The 20,357-nt window shown below is 45.9% G+C and carries 18 protein-coding genes; 7 read left to right on the forward strand and 11 right to left on the reverse strand.

What is annotated here, in order from left to right:
• Nucleotides 1-33: 33 nt before the first annotated feature.
• Nucleotides 34-2,478, reverse strand: coding sequence for a collagenase (locus tag UF05_RS14585; RefSeq protein ID WP_045545103.1), 2,445 nt, complete (start codon nt 2,476-2,478; stop codon nt 34-36).
• A 307-nt stretch (nt 2,479-2,785) separates the two neighbouring features.
• On the opposite strand from UF05_RS14585, the gene UF05_RS14590 reads away from it, so the two are divergent.
• Nucleotides 2,786-3,226 (forward strand): hypothetical protein, encoded by a 441-nt coding sequence (locus tag UF05_RS14590; protein WP_025547428.1) that lies wholly within the window; start codon nt 2,786-2,788, stop codon nt 3,224-3,226.
• A gap of 110 nt (nt 3,227-3,336) precedes the next feature.
• Here the strand turns inward: UF05_RS14590 and UF05_RS14595 are convergent, their stop codons facing one another.
• The 7 genes from UF05_RS14595 to UF05_RS14625 form a co-directional block, all read right to left on the reverse strand.
• Nucleotides 3,337-4,185: an ABC transporter permease gene (locus tag UF05_RS14595; protein ID WP_005455010.1), complete on the reverse strand. Its 849-nt coding sequence runs from the start codon at nt 4,183-4,185 to the stop codon at nt 3,337-3,339.
• Between the two features lie 2 nt (nt 4,186-4,187).
• Nucleotides 4,188-5,468 carry an ABC transporter permease gene (locus UF05_RS14600; protein WP_031817933.1) on the reverse strand — a complete coding sequence of 427 codons (1,281 nt, stop codon included), beginning with the start codon at nt 5,466-5,468 and terminating at the stop codon, nt 4,188-4,190.
• Nucleotides 5,465-6,586, reverse strand: a complete 1,122-nt coding sequence (locus tag UF05_RS14605) for an ABC transporter ATP-binding protein (RefSeq protein ID WP_045545102.1) — start codon at nt 6,584-6,586, stop codon at nt 5,465-5,467. Before UF05_RS14605 ends, UF05_RS14600 begins: the two co-directional genes overlap by 4 nt.
• Before the next feature lie 72 nt (nt 6,587-6,658).
• Entirely contained in the window at nt 6,659-7,573 is a 915-nt protein-coding gene (locus UF05_RS14610; protein WP_045545101.1) for a dihydrodipicolinate synthase family protein, read from the reverse strand.
• Nucleotides 7,574-7,629: 56 nt separating this feature from the next.
• Nucleotides 7,630-8,604: an ornithine cyclodeaminase family protein gene (locus tag UF05_RS14615; RefSeq protein ID WP_045545100.1), complete on the reverse strand. Its 975-nt coding sequence runs from the start codon at nt 8,602-8,604 to the stop codon at nt 7,630-7,632.
• Nucleotides 8,605-8,684: 80 nt separating this feature from the next.
• The gene (locus tag UF05_RS14620; protein ID WP_005480736.1) at nt 8,685-9,758 is read right to left on the reverse strand and encodes a polyamine ABC transporter substrate-binding protein; all 1,074 of its coding nucleotides are present in this window, start codon (nt 9,756-9,758) and stop codon (nt 8,685-8,687) included.
• Nucleotides 9,759-9,883: 125 nt separating this feature from the next.
• Nucleotides 9,884-11,140 carry an NAD(P)/FAD-dependent oxidoreductase gene (locus tag UF05_RS14625; RefSeq protein WP_031851138.1) on the reverse strand — a complete coding sequence of 419 codons (1,257 nt, stop codon included), beginning with the start codon at nt 11,138-11,140 and terminating at the stop codon, nt 9,884-9,886.
• Nucleotides 11,141-11,250: 110 nt separating this feature from the next.
• Between UF05_RS14625 and UF05_RS14630 the strand changes: the two genes are divergently transcribed.
• The 6 genes from UF05_RS14630 to UF05_RS14655 all read left to right on the forward strand — a co-directional run bounded on the left by UF05_RS14630 (nt 11,251) and on the right by UF05_RS14655 (nt 17,700).
• Entirely contained in the window at nt 11,251-12,252 is a 1,002-nt protein-coding gene (locus UF05_RS14630) for a 4-hydroxyproline epimerase (RefSeq protein ID WP_020903878.1), read from the forward strand.
• 18 nt (nt 12,253-12,270) lie between these two features.
• A complete protein-coding gene (locus UF05_RS14635) occupies nt 12,271-13,797 on the forward strand; it encodes an aldehyde dehydrogenase (NADP(+)) (protein ID WP_045545099.1) in 1,527 nt (508 codons plus the stop codon).
• A gap of 167 nt (nt 13,798-13,964) precedes the next feature.
• Nucleotides 13,965-14,639, forward strand: a complete 675-nt coding sequence (locus UF05_RS14640; RefSeq protein ID WP_005480641.1) for a GntR family transcriptional regulator — start codon at nt 13,965-13,967, stop codon at nt 14,637-14,639.
• A gap of 24 nt (nt 14,640-14,663) precedes the next feature.
• The gene (locus UF05_RS14645) at nt 14,664-15,428 is read left to right on the forward strand and encodes a hypothetical protein (protein WP_031854220.1); all 765 of its coding nucleotides are present in this window, start codon (nt 14,664-14,666) and stop codon (nt 15,426-15,428) included.
• A 294-nt stretch (nt 15,429-15,722) separates the two neighbouring features.
• The gene (locus UF05_RS14650) at nt 15,723-17,306 is read left to right on the forward strand and encodes a S41 family peptidase (RefSeq protein ID WP_045545098.1); all 1,584 of its coding nucleotides are present in this window, start codon (nt 15,723-15,725) and stop codon (nt 17,304-17,306) included.
• A 73-nt stretch (nt 17,307-17,379) separates the two neighbouring features.
• Nucleotides 17,380-17,700, forward strand: a complete 321-nt coding sequence (locus tag UF05_RS14655; protein ID WP_020840499.1) for a hypothetical protein — start codon at nt 17,380-17,382, stop codon at nt 17,698-17,700.
• A 67-nt stretch (nt 17,701-17,767) separates the two neighbouring features.
• Here the strand turns inward: UF05_RS14655 and rlmF are convergent, their stop codons facing one another.
• The 3 genes from rlmF to UF05_RS14670 all read right to left on the reverse strand — a co-directional run bounded on the left by rlmF (nt 17,768) and on the right by UF05_RS14670 (nt 20,356).
• Nucleotides 17,768-18,895 (reverse strand): 23S rRNA (adenine(1618)-N(6))-methyltransferase RlmF, encoded by a 1,128-nt coding sequence (gene rlmF, locus UF05_RS14660; protein WP_045545097.1) that lies wholly within the window; start codon nt 18,893-18,895, stop codon nt 17,768-17,770.
• The gene (locus tag UF05_RS14665) at nt 18,882-19,397 is read right to left on the reverse strand and encodes a M48 metallopeptidase family protein (RefSeq protein ID WP_005454903.1); all 516 of its coding nucleotides are present in this window, start codon (nt 19,395-19,397) and stop codon (nt 18,882-18,884) included. The genes rlmF and UF05_RS14665 overlap by 14 nt, the downstream gene beginning before the upstream one ends.
• Nucleotides 19,398-19,546: 149 nt before the next feature.
• Nucleotides 19,547-20,356, reverse strand: coding sequence for a LicD family protein (locus UF05_RS14670; RefSeq protein ID WP_005455037.1), 810 nt, complete (start codon nt 20,354-20,356; stop codon nt 19,547-19,549).
• Between the last annotated feature and the right edge of the window lies 1 nt (nt 20,357).

Consider the following 20,357-nt stretch of genomic DNA (forward strand, 5'->3'; position numbering starts at 1 on the left):
ATGACAGGGCGTCTATTTGTGTCAAAATGCGCGTTACTCTCGGCAAGCTTCCGCGTCAAAATCTACAACAATCGCGGCATTTTCAAAACTGCCAGAGACTTTTATGTAGCCCCAATAATTGGCTTGGTTTGAAACGGTTATGCACTCTTTGTTACCAGCATTGTCTGACCAACCATGTAGGTTTGAACCATCTGGCCAGCCTAGATTGCTGTATTCAATTTTGAGGTCACCCGTGCCATTGCCAGTTGAGATAGCAATATTCGCATGTTCATTAACTGCCGGCACACTCAGCCAAATGGTTTGCTGATTTGACAAACAGACAGGCTCGCCAGCATTTAAACGACCACCACTCACTTTGCTTTGTACCGCGCAATTTTGCGGAAGCGTACTACTACCGCCAGTCGCCGAAACCGTCACATTGTGGGTCGCGGTAGCTGTCAAACCGTCATTATCTGTCACTGTTAAACTGACCGTGTACTGACCTTCACTCCCATATTGGTGCGTCGGCTGGGTTTGTGTGCTGGTCGTGCCATCACCGAAGTCCCACAACACACTGACGATTTGCCCGTCTGTATCCGTACTGTTCTCACTGCTGAATGTAATGCTTTCACCGACTTTTCCCTCATTGTTTGCGGTTATTACTGCATTAGGAGCGCCACCTGAAACCAATGACTGTTGCCACTGTTCAAACTCGCTCTGGTATAGGTTTGCCCATTGATTGATGGTCGCCTTGTAATTGCTCCAATTACCTTGGCGTGTTTCCACCAGCATTTGGTTTACATCATCTTTATGTCGTTCGAACATAAATCGAACGGCCAGATAGCCCCAGCGATAAATTCGGTCAACATCAAAGCCATCGTATGTGGTTTCAAAAACCTCGCTCAAGGTGTAAGTTGAGCCGTCTCGAATCGTATCTAACGCCGCTTGATTGTCTTTTTCGTTTGCGATGTATTCTGCAATGCCTTCACTCCACCACACTACCTTTTCAGTTGGATGACCAAAACCGCCATAAAGGTCGAATCGGCCATCTAGGTAATGCACGTATTCATGTTCTAAGTTCCAAACAAAATGGTCAGGGTTCGCGTAAGACGCTTCATAAGCGACAAAGTTAGGAATATTGCCCGGCTTGGACGGATCACCTTCAAGGTACATGCCGCCGTTGTTGGTACTGATATCAAAGATTGGCCCCGCATATTTGCCGTAGTCATCGCTGGAATCAAAAATATTCACTTGAAGCTGTGTATTATGATCATCAGCGACTGGCTGCTCGCCTGTTTCCAAAGATTGATGAAAATACCCTTCTTCGTAACCCATTTTGTTACAAGCGGCCACATGCTGCTCTTGCGTCATGTTTTGCGACAGAATACGGATGGTTGGGCTACAAGTGTAGGTTTGCGATAACACCAAACCTTTGAGCTTGGTTTCGAAATCACAAATTCCGTACTCGCTGCATTCGGCGTAGTAGGAGACCGTATCCGCAGCAGCAAGCCAAACGGCATCGCCTTTTCCGTACATCTCGTAGCGAGCAAAAATATCTTTTAACTTGCTACTCACCGTTGTGGCGGCACTGCCCGAATATTTGGTCAGACGCCCCAATTCGCGACCCGCATTTGCCACCATGAACTCGTCACTCGCTCCTATCGAGGACTCTCTCAACGCAAAGTCACCCAATGCTTTTGCAAGTTCGGTTTGGTTACCGATGGTTTGCAAATATTGGTCGTTCCACTGACCACCAAATAAGATGGTGAACACCCCATTCACCGCGTTGCGCATGTACCAGTTTTGAGCGTATTGGTCATTCCAGCGCGTCAGCCACTCCGTCACTTGCGGTAAATAAGCGTGTTGCAGCCCCGCACTGTCCATCGTAATGATCACTTCACTTAATACCTTGCCGTGCGGGTCGCTGTTTTCGTAAAAATTAGCGTTGTTTACAAACGCGTCTACCGCCTCTTGCACTGCGGGCGTGACCCAAGAAACAAACGAGATATTGTTGTTGTAAAACTCGGCGTAATAGCCAGCGCGCAAATACAAGTACAAGGCTTCAAGCTCATCACTACCACCGCCAGTATAGGCCTTCGCCAAAGTCACCGTATGCTTTGCCACGTTGTACATGTGGTCAGAATTAAACGCCGCTTCTTGCACTCGGCTTTGAGCAGAGAACAGCTCGTTGATGCAACTTGCACCTTGAGTTTTTATCGCGCTGATCAAGTCGTTGCTGTTTGTGGTTGTGAACGATTCTACGTCACAAACCACGCTTTCCGCTTCAACCGATTGGGTAGCCCGCGTACGTAACGTCTGTTTCGGTAGCTGTGGTAACAATTCAGTCGGTGCATACTCAGGCTGCGCCGTTTCTACACCATGTTCGTGCTGATGATGTTCAACTTTCTCTGTGACTTGCGCTACTGGCTCGCTCATTGCGAACGCAGCAGTGCTGCTCAAGGTTGCCGCGATCGCGACGCTGAGGGTTTTCAGTTCCATCTTTGTTCTTCTATATAATGTGTTCCTTAAATGCCGATACCACGTGACATCACTTCGTGCTCTTTTCACAACAAAGAGCATCCTCATATAAATCTGATTGAGCTTTAAAATAAACAATTTGTTAACAAACAAATTTAGCGGTATCACTTTTTAGTACCCAATTCGCCACACTACGAACTTTATTAAAATCGATTTGCTCAATAGACTTTGATGAACTAGCACTTAAAGACGCTACAACGAAGGATTTTGGCGTTATGAAAAAACCAAGCTACACTATCGCTCTCCCAACATATTTAGAATGAAATCTATGACCGATGCCGATATCGAACTTCAGCACCTGTGGTTAGAAATCCAGACGCAACGCTGGCAAAACGTGTCCCGTTTTTTATTCAGTTACTACTGTTATAAAAACAATTTAGTAAATAAAAACAACAAGGTTTGTTGGGAAACAGCCCGTGATTCGTTGCCAGCCTCTATCTGCCTTAAAACTCGTAAACAAGCGGTGATTGAGCCTTTAATTCCTGAAGAAACCGTGGTTGGTTTGCTCAAAGCCATCAGCAAAGATGGAGAGATGACGTTTGATGTAATGACGGCTACGCTTAACGCGTTTTTGCACTATGTGGTGATCAGCAAACAGGAGAAGCTACAACTTAAACCCAACATGCCAGCGAGTTGGTATCAGCAGCATCACAAGCCTGTATTCGCCCGTTTTGAGCAAGCGGGAATAGAAATTCAACAAATCAAATAGCCCCCCTATCGAGCCGCAGACGTAAAAAAGCGCCCACAAGGAGGCGCGTTCGGTCAAAATGGTGAGTAATTCCTGGACGAGAAAGCTCTGAGCAACCGAAAAAGGCTTATTTATTCTTGAATCCCACGAATACGGACATTGCGTCTGCGTAAGATCTCCAACGTCACGAGCAAACACACGGACATAAAAATCAGCAAGGTTGCAACAGCCAAAATTGTCGGGCTGATTTGTTCTCGGATCCCTGACCACATCTGCCTTGGGACGGTTTTTTGTTCTGCGCCTGTTAAAAACAACGCCACGACCACTTCATCAAACGACGTGCCAAACGCAAACAATCCACCGGAAATCATGCCGGGACGGATCAACGGAAAAGTCACGTGCCTAAAGGTATAAACCGGATTTGCGCCCAAACTGGCCGCCGCTTTGACGAGGCTTTGATCAAAACCACTCAGCGTCGCGCTCACTGTGATCACGACAAAAGGCGTACCTAGCGCGGCATGCGCTAAGATAATGCCAAAATAAGTCTGAGATAAACCCAACCGAGTGTAGAAAAAATACATCGCAGCGGCAGAAATAATCACAGGCACAATCATTGGAGAGATCAGCAACGCCATAATGGCATTTCTAAACGGCAAATTGCTGTTGGCTAGTCCCAATGCGGCTAACGTACCCAGACCCGTCGCGATCAAAGTAGCCATGAGCGCAATAAACGTGCTGTTTTTGAGTGCCAATAACCACTGCTCATTGGTGAACATTTCTTGATACCAGCGTACCGAATAGGCGTCTGCGTCCAAGTTCAGCATACCTTCTGTAAACGTAAAATAAGGGGTGGCATTAAACGACAAGGGGATGATTGTCAGAATAGGCGCAATGAGAAAGAACAGCACCAGTCCACAAAATACCAAGTAGCCTGCGTAAGCCATTCTCTCACTTTTTGAAGCGTAGTTTGGTAGTGCCATGGTTATCCTCCTACCTTAATGTTATTTATGCCAACCACACGGTTAAACACATAAAACAGCGCGAGCACGACAAACAAAAGCAGCCCACCTAACGCCCCCGCCATTCCCCAGTTGAGCGAGGTTTGCATGTGGTATGCAATCATATTGGAGATCATTTGCCCACTCCTTCCTCCCACGAGTGCCGGCGTAATGTAAAAACCAATCGAAAGAATGAACGTGAGCAACGCTCCAGCGCCAATACCCGGTAAAGTAAGCGGCATGTAGACTTTGACGAATGCAACAAGAGGGGTCGCCCCTAAGGAACGAGCGGCGCGGAAATACGTTGGACTGATGCCTTTCATTACACTGTAGAGCGGCAGAATCATAAAAGGCAATAAGATGTGTACCATAGAAACAACCGTACCAAAGGTATTGTGTATCATCTGAATTCGCTCAGACGTTAAACCAGACCAAATCAGTAAGTCATTAATCACCCCCTGATTTTGCAACAACACAATCCAAGAGGTCGTACGGACCAATAGGGACGTCCAAAAAGGCAGTAGCACCACAATCAACAGCAAGTTGGCGCGTTTGTCTGGCAAGTTTGCTAACAGATACGCCACGGGATAAGCCATCAACAAACAAATCACGGTAATTAAGATCGACATCCAAAAGGTTTTAAAGAAAAGGTCAACGTAGATCTGCCGTTTTTCTGGTTGCGCTTCAATCTCGCCCATTTCGTTCACCTGCATATCCAATGCCGCAAGGTAATGGTTGACGGTTATCGCACCGCTCAGGTTCTTAAAAGCAACCCAATGTTTTGCATCCGTCCAGCGTTTATCGAGCCTACTCAGTTCATTTATTGACGTAGGAAGCACTTCTAAACGAGACAATTTTCGTCCCGTTTTCATCATCAAACTGCGCATGCCAGAGACTTCTATGTTCATGCGATTGGCGATTTTAGGCAGGGCTTTGGTCTCATACAGTGCCAGCAGCTCAACCGAAAATGCCTCTACCACTTCGGAATCTGGCAATCCTTGATAATCCCAATGCGCTAACGCTTGGATTGTTTTCGGCAAGGCCTGCGGAATATCTCGGTTGTCGATACTGCGATAAAGCATTTCTAAAATAGGAAACGCAAATGTGAGCAAAATAAAGCATACCAACGGCAACGTCAGCATGATTGAGCGTAGGTTTTTATTGCGCTCCGCTTTTTGCAGTTGGGCTCTGAGATCGCTCTTTTGGTGATTCACATGTCGTTCGATTTCCAGCACCGAATCTAACGAAGTTAGCTCTCGACTCATGCCGCCACCTCTTCGCTTTCTGGTTGAATCGCATCTAGCGCATGGCAATCTGTACTTTGCCACCCAATTCGACACACCGTTCCCGGAATAAGGTTCAGATGCGTTCGGTTGTCGTTCGGCACTTTCACGACAAACTGACCAACCAGTTCAACGTCGACCACTAACCGATAATGATCACCGTGATAAATTAGCTCACGCAGCACGCCTTCAATTTGGTTATCACACGATTCGTCATCAGGCTGGATGGAAATTTTCTCTGGTCGAATAGACAAGGTGGTGCGCTCGCCGTTTTGGGTCACTCGAACCGGTTTGGCAACGAAGTGAGCGGAGCCGACCTGGACTTGGCATCGCTCTGATTGCCACTCTTTTACCACACCAGAAAGCTGATTATTTTCACCAATAAACTGAGCGACGAACGCGTTACTCGGAGATTCATACAGTTCCGTTGGCGGGGCAAGTTGCTGCACTTCGCCTTGATTAAAAACTGCGATTCGGTCAGACATAGTGAGCGCTTCATCTTGGTCATGCGTGACATACAAAATCGTAATGCCGAGCTTTTCGTGCAGGTGTTTAATCTCCATCTGCATTTGCTCACGAAGTTGCTTGTCCAACGCGCCCAAAGGCTCATCCATCAGGACGAGTTTCGGTTCAAACACAAGCGCTCTCGCCAACGCGACACGTTGTTGCTGCCCGCCAGATAACTGCTTTGGATAACGGCTGGCAACGTGCCCCAACTCGACCATGTCCAGTGCGCTCTGTACTTTATTTTGAATGGTTTGATTATCGAGCTTGCGCACTTTTAGAGGAAAAGCGAGGTTCTCCGCAATCGTCATGTGAGGAAACAGCGCGTAGTTTTGAAATACCATTCCGATGTCGCGTTTATGTGGCGCGAGATTGTTTACCGGAACGCCATCAATGTAAATCTCTCCGCCTGTTGCCGTTTCAAAACCCGCTAGCATCATCAGACACGTTGTTTTGCCTGATCCAGAAGGCCCCAACATGGTGACAAACTCTCCGGGTGCTATGTCTAAGTTGAAGTCTTTAACCACCAAGTTTGCACCGTCGTAGGTTTTTTTAACATGTTGAAAGCTCACATAATCCTTGTTTGCTGTGCTCATGGCATCCCTCCGTTCATTTTTGTATAGCGAAAATAAGTAGAGCGCCACAAAGCGCCCTACTCACTAGCTCAATTACAGATTGTATTTTGATAGGTCTAAGCGGGTAGCAAGCGCGTGCTCCACCATCTCGATCACTTGTTGACGCTCCTCACCTTTAAGCAGTTGGCGCGGTGCACGAACTTGCTCTGAACCACGGCCACACACTTGTTCAGCAAGCTTAATGCACTGAACCAGCGTAGGAATGGTGTCGAGACGCAGCAGCGGTAAGAACCAACGGTAAATTTCTAACGCTTCTGCATAACGGCCTTGGCTCGCCAGCTTGTAAATTGCAACTGATTCTTCTGGGAACGCATTGGTTAAGCCAGAAATCCAGCCTGTCGCTCCTAACATCAGCGACTCAAGCGCAATATCATCAACACCGCTGAACACGGTAAAACGATCATCGAACTTGTTGTAAAGCTCAGTGATACGACGCGTGTCGGTAGTCGACTCTTTGATTGCAACAATGCTGTCAAACTCAGCCAGCTTCGCCATGATATCGAGATTTACATCGACGCCGTACGCAACAGGGTTGTTGTAAATCATGATAGGCATCTCTGGTGTCGCTTCTGCCAGCGTGCGGTAGTAATCATATGTTTCGCTTTCAGACGTGCGGTAAACCATCGCAGGCATCACCATACACCCGTCGATACCAATTTTGTGCGCGTCTTGCATGTAATCGATAGCCGCTGTGGTAATTGACTCTGCCGTACCAGCAATAAGAGGAACACGACCATTAACCACTTCTTTGGCAGCTTGTAGCACCTGACGCTTTTCTTCCGGATATAGCGCGCAGTTCTCACCTACCGTACCAAGGCAAATAATGCCGTTCACACCATCTTTAATTTGGTTATCGATAACGGTTTGTGTTGCGTCTAGGTCAATGGACTGATCTTGACGAAACTGCGTACTGACCGCCGGATAAACACCTTTCCAATCTACTTTCATGAACTCCCCTTCCTTTATGTATATTGTATGCAATTTATAAAGACGAGCGAAAATGCTCAAATTTGGCTTTCAACGCCATGTTTTAACAACACCGCTTTTACTGCGGCTAAATCAGCCAAGGCACTGCCAACCGATTTATATAAGGTAATCACCTCGTCACTTTGACGCCCTTGCACTTGCTGAGCGCAAAGCTCAGGCAACTCCCCATAAATGTCTTCAGGTGTGAATACCCCCTCTTGTATTGGGATCAGCAAATCTCCCGCTTCCGCCAACACATTAATGCGACTGTCGACATACACATTCGCTCTTTGCACCGAGACAGAATCGCATTCACGCTTGTCTAAGTCGTGATTGCCGACCAGATCAATGTGTGTTCCCGGCTGCACATCAAAGCCATTAAATAAAGGCTGAGCAGACGCAGTAATGCAACTGATGATGTCGACTTGATCAATCACTTGCTCAACGTTTTCGACCACAGACACAGAGAACTGGCGCTCTTCTGGCAGTGATTGATATTCAGAGGAAGACAGAATCTGATCCACCGTTGAGGCAGCCTTTTCTGGGTTTCGTCCCCAAACATAAACTTGTTTGAGTGGTCGAATCGCTGCGTAAGCCCACGCAAAATAAGGGGCTAAGTTGCCAGTACCACAAATCAACAAGCGGGAGGCATTTTTGCGCGCTAAGTAATCGGCGGCTAAAGCAGATGCGGCAGCTGTACGCCAAAAAGTTAAGACTTTACCGTCCACCAGCGCGATAGGTTCGCCATCTCCGCGTTTGAAGACCAACAACTTAGATGCCAAAGTATCTTTGCCTTGCAGAGGATTCTCAGGAAAGTAAGTAAATGCCTTAACGGCAATCAGTTCTTGGTTCCATGCAGGCAGTAAAGCAAAAGCTTCATAATTCCCCTCTTCTAATGACATCACTCTGCGCTGCGGAATCGTGGCAGGCTGCGCATAGATGTCTCGCATGGTTTCAATCAAAGAGTGCATACTCAAACTTTGCGCGACTTGCTGTGCATCGATGACTTTCATCACTTCTCCAAAATAGATACGTTGAGTTCCAATGTGGGGTTTAACTCATCAATCGAGAAATAAACCCCTACAGTTAACGCCTAATTAAGCAGCCAAGTATTGAACTCTTCATTCAACTCATCGGCATAATCAGACCACCATTCGTCGTTAATCAAAAACGCCGTTTTAAAGTTCTGAGGCGCGGTCGGCAGGTTCGCCAGAATCTCTGGGCTTACTTCCGCGGAGGAAGACTTACGAGTCGGGCCATACGCGACGTATTTAGCTTGATCTGCCAAAGGCTTAGTACCCGAAGAAAAAGCAATGAAATCGAGGGCAAGTTTGGTATTCGCGCTTCCTTTAGGAATAGCCCAGCCGTTCATATAACCCATTTGGTGATCCCAAATGATGCGAAATGGTTGGCCTTCATCTTTACGCGCGTTGTGTATCCGGCCATTGAAAGCAGACGCGATTACCACTTCTTTATCTGCCAACATTTGTGGTGGCTGCGCACCTGTCGTCCACCAAAGCACTTGCGGTTTGATGGTGTCGAGTTTGGCAAAGGCACGTGCTCGCCCCTCTTCAGTTTCTAGTAGGCGGTAAACTTCGTCAGGTTTAACGCCATCGGCCAACAATGCCCATTCAAGGTTACCTTGAGGTTGCTTTTGTAGTGCTCGTCGACCGGGAAAGTTTGTTAAATCAAAAAGGTCTGTCAACTTGGTTGGAGCCGTTTTGCCTTTGAAAGCATCCTCGTTCACCGCTAAGACGGTCGATACGACGATGGTGTTAATCGCACACTCGTGGATCGCCCCATCGATAAAATCCTCTTTTGCTGGTGTCCCGTCAGCGCCGGGAGGCAGAATACTGGGGTTGACGGGTTCCAAAAGCCCTTCCGCGCAGCCTCGAACAATGTCTGGTTTATCCAGCGAGACCAAATCCCAACGCACGTTGTTTGCTTCTACTTGCGCTTTAATCTCCGCCAAACCGCCACTGAAATCCTCCGATACGATCTCAACACCAGTCTTTTGGATGAATGGTTTATGGTAAGCCTCTACTTGGCTTTTGGTGAACGCGCCACCCCATGAGACGACCGTTAGTTTATCTTCAGCGTATGCCGAGGTACCCAACAGCATTCCCGAAATCAACATCACCAGTGGTGTTTTCGTCATTCGTGACATGGTTTACTCCTTTGGTTGTTTTTCTGGAGGTATCCGTTACGGCTGTTGGATACCACTTTTTTTGTTAAATTTTCGTTAACATTAGCATTAAATATATTTTATACAATATTTAATTTTAAAATTTTTTAGGCAAATCGTTGTAGTGTGAACGGCGCAATATTCACCGATGTTGGCTTATCTGCAACGAGCTCAGAGATTAGGTCTGCAGTGATCGCCGCTTGAGTCAATCCCAAGTGCTGATGACCAAATGCCAGCAATATCTTGCCATTAAAACACTGGTCGATTACTGGCAACGAGTCGATTGTTGAAGGTCGATTTCCCATCCACTTTTCCTGTTGTTTTAACGGATTTAAACCGGACTCAAACATAGCGTTCCCCTGCTGATACAACATCTCTGCGCGCTTCATGTTTGGTGGCGATTTCACATCGGCATACTCGACCGTTCCCGCCAAACGTAAGCCTTCAGACATGGGCGTCATAATGAACTTTCTGTCGGCAGAACTGATAGGAAACGGCAATGACTCACGCTTGTCATTCATCATGAGATGGTAGCCTCGCTCAGCTTGTATCGGGACATTCACACCGGTTAACTGGCGAACCAAAGCTTTAGAATGAACACCCGCTGCGACCACAATTTTGTCAAAAGACATTCGCTGAGTATTGACCAAGACATCGCCGTTTTTACTTACTGCGTCTACTTCTTCATGGACAAGTTCCCCCCCGAATTTTTCAAATGCATTACTTAGCTCAACGCAGAGTGCATAAGGGTTTATTGTATGTCCTGTTTCTGGAAAAAAGACGCCAAACCGAACCTTTTTGCTGAGTTCAGGAAGCCGACGTCGGATTTCGTTTTGCGTCCAAAGGTCGTACCGAACACCTTGTTCCGCTAACGCATCAAGCGTACTTTGATAACCTTCAAACAAGCTTTCACTTTCAAACGTCAACAGTGAACCATCCATCTTAATCAGCCCACTTTTTCCGATCGAATCTAATAGCAGATTCCAACTCTGAACGGCTCGCGTGTTAAGGCTTGTTATCGCCTGCGTGGAAGCTTCTGCCGCTGAAGGTTTCGCTTTCAATAAAAAACGTATCATCCAACCGACGGTATTGGGCAAGTCTTGCCAACGAATAGAAACTGGACTTGTCGAACTCAATAACATCTTAGGTAATTGAGGGATCAAGGCCGGCGTGGCAAGAGGAAAAACTTGCTCGGTTGCGATGTGGCCGGCATTTCCTTTCGAGCAACCGTTGCCCACTCCATTCGGATCAAAAATGGTGACGCGATACCCCTGCTGTTGCAGTTTTAAGCCAATCGACAAACCGATGATTCCCGCCCCTATAACCGCGATGCTTTGATTTCTGAGTTCTTCCTTACCCAACATGAATATGCTCCAAGTCACATTTGAAAAAGTAGATTGTATACAATATATTTTACATTACGATAACATCAAGCTCATTCGATTCAACCCATTTCTTCAGCAAGGAGAGAAAAATGAGACAAGGAACCTTTTTCTGTATCGATGCCCATACCTGTGGAAACCCAGTGAGATTGGTGGCTGGTGGTGTTCCACCACTTGAGGGCAACACGATGAGTGAAAAGCGTCAGTATTTCTTAGAGCATTATGATTGGATTCGACAAGCACTGATGTTTGAACCGCGTGGCCATTCAATGATGTCGGGCTCCGTTGTTTTACCGCCTTGCAGCGACAATGCAGATGCTTCCATCCTTTTTATTGAAACCAGCGGCTGCCTGCCTATGTGTGGACACGGCACCATTGGTACCGTGACCACCGCCATCGAAAATCGTTTGATTACGCCGAAAGAAGAAGGCCGTTTGATCCTCGACGTGCCAGCCGGCCAAATAGAAGTCCACTACCAAACCAAAGGTGACAAGGTCACGTCAGTAAAGATTTTTAATGTTCCAGCTTATCTTGCGCATCAAGATGTCACGGTTGAAATCGAAGGTTTGGGAGAAATCACGGTAGATGTCGCTTATGGCGGCAACTACTACGTCATTGTTGATCCACAAGAAAATTATGCGGGACTCGAACACTACTCCCCTGATGAGATTTTAATGCTCTCCCCCAAAGTGCGCACCGCCGTTTCTAATGCAGTGGAATGCATCCATCCAAATGATCCCACGGTTTGCGGCGTTTCCCATGTACTTTGGACAGGGAAACCAACGCAAGACGGCGCAACGGCTCGCAATGCCGTTTTTTATGGCGATAAAGCACTCGACCGATCGCCATGTGGAACCGGCACGAGCGCACGCATGGCGCAATGGCACGCGAAAGGAAAACTCAAATCAGGCGAAGATTTCGTGCATGAAAGCATCATCGGCAGCCTATTTAACGGCCGTATTGAGGGTATCACCGAAGTAAACGGACAAACGGCGATTTTGCCGAGCATTGAAGGTTGGGCACAAGTGTATGGCCACAACACCATTTGGGTCGATGATGAAGACCCGTACGCGTACGGATTTGAAGTGAAATAAGGACAGTAAGGAAGAACAATGAATTCGCAAAACTCACAGGTGTTTTACGCCACCAACGCCTTTACCGGTGAACGATTAACGACGCTGTTTCCCGTCCATGGAGAGATGGAAGTTAACCAAGCTGCAGAAGCAGCAGACAAAGTTGCACGCAGTTTTCGCCGACTCAGCAACGAAAAGCGCGCCAACCTACTCTGCTCTATTGCGTCAGAGTTAGAAGCAAGACGTGAAGATATTGTCGCGTGTGCGCATTTAGAAACAGCGCTTCCACAGGCACGTTTAGAGGGAGAAGTCGGCAGAACGGCTAACCAGCTACGATTGTTCGCAGAGGTTGTAAAATCTGGCAGTTATCATCAAGCCATCTTCGATACGCCAAATCCTGAACGCCAACCTCTACCAAAGCCTGACATTCGTCGCCAACAAATTGCCATTGGCCCTGTCGCCGTCTTTGGTGCTTCGAACTTTCCGTTAGCATTCTCAGCCGCGGGTGGCGATACCGCATCTGCACTAGCGGCTGGCTGTCCGGTTATTGTTAAAGGTCATACCGCGCATCCGGGAACGAGCCAAATCGTCGCCGAATGTATTGAAAACGCACTGAACAAAGAAGACCTGCCTTCAGCTATTTTTACTTTGCTTCAAGGTAACAAACGTGAACTTGGCCAAGCGTTAGTGACACATCCAAAGATTAAAGCCGTTGGTTTCACAGGCTCAGTTGGCGGAGGGCGCGCCTTATTCAACCTTGCTCAACAGAGACCGGAGCCGATCCCTTTTTATGGAGAACTCGGTGCCATTAACCCAACCTTTATTCTCCCAGAAGCGATGAAAAACAACGCCTCACTTGCAGAGCAGTTTGTCGCATCAATGACCATGGGTTGCGGCCAGTTTTGTACAAAACCGGGAGTAGTGTTCGCGTTGAATACTCCAGAAACACAAGCCTTTATCGAAACCGCTCAGGCTTTGATTCGTCAACAGTCCCCTTCTACGCTTCTCACTCAAGGTATCCGAGAAACCTATGAGAACGAAGTCGTAAAGCGAGCAGCTGATCAGGGTATTAACGTGACTTACTCTCAGGCTGACTCTCCAAATGTCGCCTCTGCGCTGTTTGTCACCGACAGCCAAAACTGGCGCACAAACCCAGAATGGGAAGAAGAGATTTTCGGCCCTCAATCAGTGATTGTTATCTGTAAGGACTTCGAGGACTTACTCGATCTAAGTGAAACACTGAGCGGCACGCTCACCGCTACCATCCACGCGACTGAAGCAGATTCATCACTCGCTGAGCAGTTGATTCCATGCCTGGAAGAAATTGCCGGACGCCTGGTGTTCAATGGCTGGCCAACTGGCGTAGAGGTTGGTTATGCGATGGTTCATGGTGGGCCGTATCCTGCGTCGACCCATGCGGCATCAACCTCTGTCGGAGCAGAGGCCATTCACCGTTGGTTACGCCCGGTCGCTTACCAAGCGTTGCCAGAAAGCTTGTTGCCCGATTCATTAAAAACATCTAACCCGTTAAACATCCAACGCGCTATCGACGGTAAAACATCATAGCAGGCAACATACACTTAGCTAAATGGTTCAAAAAGGCACCAGTTGGTGCCTTTAAATTCACTCTACTTCTCAAAACCTTATTTCGTAGTTGGCTTAAGCCGGAAAAACAATAAACTACTAGAGTTAAATGGATTGGATACAATATTTATTTTTGAGGGGAGCCTTCAATGTCACAAAAACCTGTTTTTAAGACGCGTACTCAGCTCGTTGAAGAAGCAATTCGAACTCAGATCCTGAAGGGCGAGTTAAAAACTGGTCAGCCTTTACGTCAGGATGCGTTAGCAAAAGAGTTCAATGTCAGCCGAATTCCTGTGCGTGAAGCACTAGTACAATTGGAAGCGCAGGGTTTAGTCAGTTTCGAGCCACATAAAGGCGCGACAGTGACTGAACTGTCTCCAGATAAAATCGATGAGCTATTTGAACTGCGTGCGGTTGTGGAATGCCACATTCTGGAACGTGCGATTCAAAACATGACGGATGAAGATCTAGAACGCGCTCGTGAAGTTCGTGAACGTTTCGAAGCTGTGGTAAATAGTGGCGACGAAGTGGAAGAATGGAGTAACTATAACTACGAATTCCACAAAGCGTTATACGCACCTGCCAACATGCCAGAAACCATGGATGTGATTTACAACTTAAATACCAAATGCGATCGCTACATTCGTATGCAGTTGTTATTCACCACAGGCATTAAAAAAGCGGAACAAGAACATTTGACCTTGTTTGAAATGTGCCAGAACAGAGATATTGATGGCGCAAAATATCTGCTGAAAAAACACATTCTAGAAGCAGGTACAGCTATTCGTAACTTGCTGTTAGAAAGACAGAGCCCAAATAACTAAACAGATAACTTAGGGGAATCACGGATGAATGTTGGACCTAAATTTCTGTTGGCGGCACTGCGACAAAAAATAAAAGACGAAGGGCTGTGTTACAGCTCTTTATCAGAGAAAAGTGGCATTCCTCTCTCGAGTATTAAACGCCACCTTCACAATCCCTCTCTCGGATTGGATAAAATTCTCCTCTACCTAAACTACCTAAATACTGACCTGATCGAGCTAGCCAATTTAGCCAACCTACTCCAGCATGAAAACGAACAAATGCTGACGGATGAACAAAGTGCACTCTTTCTCAAACACCCCTACCTCCTCGACTTCATCTATATGGTGACATCTCGAAATCTTGAGCCGAAAAAGATTGCGGAAATGTACAACCTAACAGAGACAAGCCTGCGTTTTTATCTCCGCATTGCAGAGATTCTCGGTTATGTGGAAGATTTCGGTGATGGTTTGTTTTATCGCTCCGGCCGCCGATTTTTGATGGAAGAAGGCTCAGATCTCGACTCTCTATTTCGTAAACGTTTTCAGAAAGAATCGCTTTCGCATGAAGTCAGCCCCGGTATTTGTATTGGTCGTATTCGTCTGACCGAAGCACAGCGATTGCAGTTAGAAGATGATGTTTACAATAAGCTGGTCAAATTCAATGCGCTCAATACCTCCAACCAAGATGGCGAGTTGACTAACGTTTTAATGCGTTGCACTCCAGGAACACAAATATTTTTCTCTGACGGATTACCCAATATTGATGGGGATTTATTAAAGTATGTTTCTCAGCTCAATCAACGTGTTTAAATTAAATCGCACATACCAATATTAATTCCAGACTTAAAATAAATTGAACAAGTCAGTATACTTGGTCAAACCAACCCATTTAATTGACATTAAATTCTGTTAAAACACGTCATTTAAATATCCACATATAAATATACTGCTAAAACACTAACCTACCTTCCGTTAAACCTATCACAATATTTAAATATAAATTTGCGCATAAACAATTGAAATTTATACATTCATCAATGCTAAGGAAATAAAAATAAGCAGATTAAATAATTATAAAATTATCACTTGTAGGGACATACAAATATGAAATTTCAGTATTCTATTGCAACGGCAGTTACTCTAGCGTTATTACAAGGCTGTGGTGGTGGCGACGGCGCTTCTCCATCCATCAATACGTCAACCAATTCGGCATGGACACAAGGCGATTACAGCAAAACCTCTAACGAATTTGCCAACCGATGTGAAACGCCAAGAACGGGCTTAGATCCGTACGCGGGTTACCAGCCATACCCAGACAAAGCAGGTTCAGCGTTGCAAGAAAAACTCTTTTTGCGTGCTTTTACCAATGAAACCTACCTTTGGTACGATGAAGTTCCGGATAGAAACCCAAGCTTTTACAGCAGTGTCATTGCTTATTTCCACTCACTCGTGACTTCTGAAACAACTGCAACTGGAAAAACGAAAGATCGCTTTCACTTCGCTATTCCTTATGAAGATGAAATGAAATCCTCACAATCGGGATTGCTTGCTGGGTTTGGATTTAATTGGTCGTTCATTCAAGCGACAGAGCCTCGAGACGTTCGTATTTCTTATACGGAAGACAACTCTCCAGCCGCATTAAACGGTATTGTTCGTGGAGATAAGTTAATAAAGATTGGCTCAATCGATGTGGTTAATACTTCAAACAACGCAGAAATTAACACGATTAATACCACACTATTTAGTCCAGAAATAAATAAAGAGTATTCGTTTACATTTGAAACCGTAGATGGATACAGAAAGTCAGTAATACTGAAAGCCGCAGATGTTGCGACTTCTCCGGTTCGTAATGCGAAAGTCATCGAGCACAACGGTAAAAAAGTCGGTTACCTGCAATACAACTCGTTCGAGCCAAGCGCACAAACACCGCTCATTAACACCTTTAATAAATTGGCAGAAGCTCACGTTGATGAAATTGTTGTCGATTTACGATACAACGGCGGCGGTTTAGTACTGCAATCTTCTCAAGTGGGATACATGCTCAGCGGCGCGGATAAAAATCGTGTCTTTAGTGAGCTAATTCACAACGATAAGATCATGAAAACCATACCTAATGGCGACAATGTATACCCATTTACTAACGTAGCCATCGACTGGGCAGCAGGCAAGTTCTCAGACCAAGTGTTGCCTACTCTAGGCAAGCAGCAAGTTTATGTGCTGACCTCTGGCGGTACTGCCTCTTCAAGTGAATTACTGATGAATGCACTGCGAGGTATTGATGTTAATGTTATCCAAATTGGCTCAACCACAATGGGTAAACCTTATGGATTCGCACCTGAGCAGAACTGTGGCACCATGTACTACACCATTCAGTTTAAATCTGCGAACGAAAAACAATTTGGCGACTTTGCCGACGGTTTTGTTCCAACACCTAAGAGCCAAATTAGCAGCAGCCTTGGTTTAGATAATCGAGTTGAAGGTTGTTGGGTAGATGACGACCTAACGAAGCCGCTAGGCGATACATCCGAGCGCATGCTATCTGCCGCACTCAACTACATGGATACAGGAACTTGTCCACAAGTGTCGCCTGCGAGTTTCAACACAATGCCACTTAACAGCGACTCTCCAGCACTTAAGGATCACCGTTCACCACTAAGAACAGAGGCTATACATGTTGAGATCAACTAGATCAAGGCGCGCAACAGCTATAAGACTTTGTGCTTGTCTTGGACTAACACTACCGATTTTGGGGTGTGAAGCAATGTCACGAGAACCTGTTGAAGCCTTAAGCACTAAAACCACGCCGGAGGCCGTAACGGAAGTACAAGCTGCGATTGCACAAATTCAAGGTACGCCAGCACCGAGAATCGCAAGCAACGTATTTGAATCGTCTCCGCACTTGTTGATTGAGAAAGGCAAAGTAAAAGGCAAGGATAACGTGCTACTAGACGGTAGCTATACCGATTTTCCTGACCAGTACACATTGCAGATTCGCGGTACAACCTGCGGACTGTTCTACGCGAAAACAGACCAGTTTGTGCCACTAACAGCACTGAATTGTGAACCAGTCACCAAACGTTGATCAAAAAGCCCGCTGAAAACTGCGGGCTTTTCTTATCTATTCTGCTGAACAAATATAACTGATAAAATTATTTCAGCTCAATCCAAGTCTTTCTTTGCTGCTTGTCCATGAATGACCAAGCCATAAAACGGCTGATCTTTTGGCCTTGGCTCATTTCCACCACACGAATCGCTTTAACACCCAGCTTTTCTAGCTGCTTGCGCATCGGACGCACGTTGTCTTTTTTCGAAATCAACGTCGTAAACCACAGCACTTGAGAGCTGAATGCTTGGCTTTCATTGGCCATTCGACGAATAAACGCCGCTTCTCCACCTTCACACCAAAGCTCAGCGTTTTGACCACCAAAGTTCAACGTTGGCTTGCGCTGCTTCACTGGGCTATTTTGCGGCTTGACCCCTTTTTTGCGCTGGTTTGCTTTTAGGTTGTCTAGTTTACGCTGACTGCCCATCGCTGCATCTTCTGCTGAGCGATGAAACGGTGGGTTACAGGTCGTCACATCAAAGCGATCATTTGGCTGAATTACACCGCGATAGATGTGTGACTCACTCATTTGTTGTACGAGTTCAATTTTTCCGTTTAACGCGACGTTGCGTTCAACGATATTGGCTGCGGAGTCTATGGATTTCGGATCAACATCGCTGCCCGTATAGTGCCAGCCATATTGAGTAACACCGACGATCGGATAAATACAGTTTGCGCCAACACCCACATCCAGCGCGCGTACGTTCTGATGACGGTATTTCCCTTTGACTTCACCATCAAGCAGTTCTGCCAGCCGGTGAATGTAGTCCGCTCGACCAGGAATTGGTGGACATAAATAGTGCTCAGGAATATCCCAAAAATCAATGTCGTAATACGCCGTGAGAAGTGCTTTGTTCAGCATTTTCACTGCATTCGGGTCAGAGAAGTTGATTGAATCCTCGCCTTTAGGATTCTTGATAACAAACGATGCCAGCGATGGCTCACTGGCGATTAGCTTTTTGAAATCATAACGACCACGATGCGCATTACTTTCATGCAAGCCACTTTTAGCAATCTTGATAAAATCCACATCGCTCTTTTCTGCCGATAGTTTCGCTTTCACTGCTGCTTTCTTTTTTACACGCTTCGGCTTGGCCTTGTTAACGTCGTTATCATGCTTTGGCTTAGCTGCTTTAGACGGAGCCTGTTTCGCGTTGTGGCTATTGTTCTTCATTCGAATTCGCTTTTAAATCGAGGTAAATCATAAACAGACGAGCATCAAATTCGAGTTGGTGATACTCAGGTTCCATGTAACAACACAGTTGGTAAAACGCTTTATCGTGATTCTTCTCGCGAGTATGAGCCAGCTCATGCACCACTAACATTCGCAATAATGCCTCCGGCGCGTCTTTGAAAACGTTTGCAATACGAATTTCGTTTTTTGACTTAAGCTTCCCGCCATGATTTCGGCTAATCACACTATGAAGCCCAAGCGCGTTGTTCACCGCATGAATTTTCTTATCGTAGACTACTTTACTGATTGGTGAGGCTTTCTTCATATAGCGGTTTTTAATCGCTATTGCATACTCGTAGAGAGCCTTCTCGCTTTTGATTTGGTGTCTATCTGGATAGCGCTTTTCGAACCAAGGGATCAGTTTTCCATTGTCGACCAATGAGCTCACCTGCTCAACGATGTTCTGAGGATAGCCTTGAATGTATCGAAGTGACGGATGCATGAGTGTTAAGTCTGCTATGACAAAATAAAGGCGCCAATTCTAGCTTTTATCAATCTGTAATACCAATAACAGTCGACCGTACGCAACTTTAACAGGGATAAATTGTTGTGTTATTGCCTAACCTTGTAGAGAAGCTAGGCATAACGAGACTACATAGGAAGCAAGTGCTCTTTGATAAAACCTACGTTATCGTGGTTTTCTCTATCCTGTTCTTTTGGCAACTGCATGTAGTCACCATAAATCATGGATAGGTAATCATCGTATCTAGCGATGCATTTATATTGACGATCTTCAAATGGGCACGAAGTATAATCATGATAAAGCGATGACTCCGTAAACTCTTTAGCAAGGTAACTGCTGCCAATGCTCACGGCATAACCATCATCATTAACTGAGCATGTTGAACACAACCCTTTGATTGCTGATAGAAACCATTTTTTAGGCAAAAGCTTTAAACATTTTTGAAACAACCGGAATGCGATATTTACTATTGGGTTTGCCCTATCATGTCTCGAACGTTGAATACGAGCGAAAAAGTTGATCGCTTTCATTAATGAAAAGCGTAACTTTGCTGCCCCCTTCTCTTTACCAAGGCTATCAATAGGAAATATATCAATATTGATCCCGACGCCTTTAATTCGCCCGTTCGAAATAACAGAATCATTCAGAGATAGCTTGCTGAACAAAAACGGATAAGGATTGTGCTTGGTGTCCAAATTGAAAAACGTGAAATCAGGATACTCTTTGGCAAAATTTTGCAACAGGTATTCGTAATCTTCCCTTGGCATCATAATATCGATGTCATCATCCCAAGGAATGTAACCTTTGTGACGTATCGCCCCTAACAGCGTTCCACCCGCCAGCGAGTACTCCAAATCGTGACGCTCACAAAACAGATGCACTCTATCTAAAATAGACATCTGTACGCTTCTGAGCTGCTCAAATGTTAGTTTTTTCAAT

Origin of the sequence: Vibrio sp. S457-15, assembly GCF_000960545.1 — a bacterium.
GTDB classification, from domain to species: Bacteria; Pseudomonadota; Gammaproteobacteria; order Enterobacterales; family Vibrionaceae; genus Vibrio; species Vibrio parahaemolyticus.

Excerpts from the sequence above, each read along its gene's own strand:
- UF05_RS14585 (WP_045545103.1), bottom strand. The coding sequence starts at position 2,478 with ATGGAACTGAAAACCCTCAGCGTCGCGATCGCGGCAACCTTGAGCAGC.
- UF05_RS14590 (WP_025547428.1), top strand. The coding sequence starts at position 2,786 with ATGACCGATGCCGATATCGAACTTCAGCACCTGTGGTTAGAAATCCAG.
- UF05_RS14595 (WP_005455010.1), bottom strand. The coding sequence starts at position 4,185 with ATGGCACTACCAAACTACGCTTCAAAAAGTGAGAGAATGGCTTACGCA.
- UF05_RS14600 (WP_031817933.1), bottom strand. The coding sequence starts at position 5,468 with ATGAGTCGAGAGCTAACTTCGTTAGATTCGGTGCTGGAAATCGAACGA.
- UF05_RS14605 (WP_045545102.1), bottom strand. The coding sequence starts at position 6,586 with ATGAGCACAGCAAACAAGGATTATGTGAGCTTTCAACATGTTAAAAAA.
- UF05_RS14610 (WP_045545101.1), bottom strand. The coding sequence starts at position 7,573 with ATGAAAGTAGATTGGAAAGGTGTTTATCCGGCGGTCAGTACGCAGTTT.
- UF05_RS14615 (WP_045545100.1), bottom strand. The coding sequence starts at position 8,604 with ATGAAAGTCATCGATGCACAGCAAGTCGCGCAAAGTTTGAGTATGCAC.
- UF05_RS14620 (WP_005480736.1), bottom strand. The coding sequence starts at position 9,758 with ATGTCACGAATGACGAAAACACCACTGGTGATGTTGATTTCGGGAATG.
- UF05_RS14625 (WP_031851138.1), bottom strand. The coding sequence starts at position 11,140 with ATGTTGGGTAAGGAAGAACTCAGAAATCAAAGCATCGCGGTTATAGGG.
- UF05_RS14630 (WP_020903878.1), top strand. The coding sequence starts at position 11,251 with ATGAGACAAGGAACCTTTTTCTGTATCGATGCCCATACCTGTGGAAAC.
- UF05_RS14635 (WP_045545099.1), top strand. The coding sequence starts at position 12,271 with ATGAATTCGCAAAACTCACAGGTGTTTTACGCCACCAACGCCTTTACC.
- UF05_RS14640 (WP_005480641.1), top strand. The coding sequence starts at position 13,965 with ATGTCACAAAAACCTGTTTTTAAGACGCGTACTCAGCTCGTTGAAGAA.
- UF05_RS14645 (WP_031854220.1), top strand. The coding sequence starts at position 14,664 with ATGAATGTTGGACCTAAATTTCTGTTGGCGGCACTGCGACAAAAAATA.
- UF05_RS14650 (WP_045545098.1), top strand. The coding sequence starts at position 15,723 with ATGAAATTTCAGTATTCTATTGCAACGGCAGTTACTCTAGCGTTATTA.
- UF05_RS14655 (WP_020840499.1), top strand. The coding sequence starts at position 17,380 with ATGTCACGAGAACCTGTTGAAGCCTTAAGCACTAAAACCACGCCGGAG.
- rlmF (WP_045545097.1), bottom strand. The coding sequence starts at position 18,895 with ATGAAGAACAATAGCCACAACGCGAAACAGGCTCCGTCTAAAGCAGCT.
- UF05_RS14665 (WP_005454903.1), bottom strand. The coding sequence starts at position 19,397 with ATGCATCCGTCACTTCGATACATTCAAGGCTATCCTCAGAACATCGTT.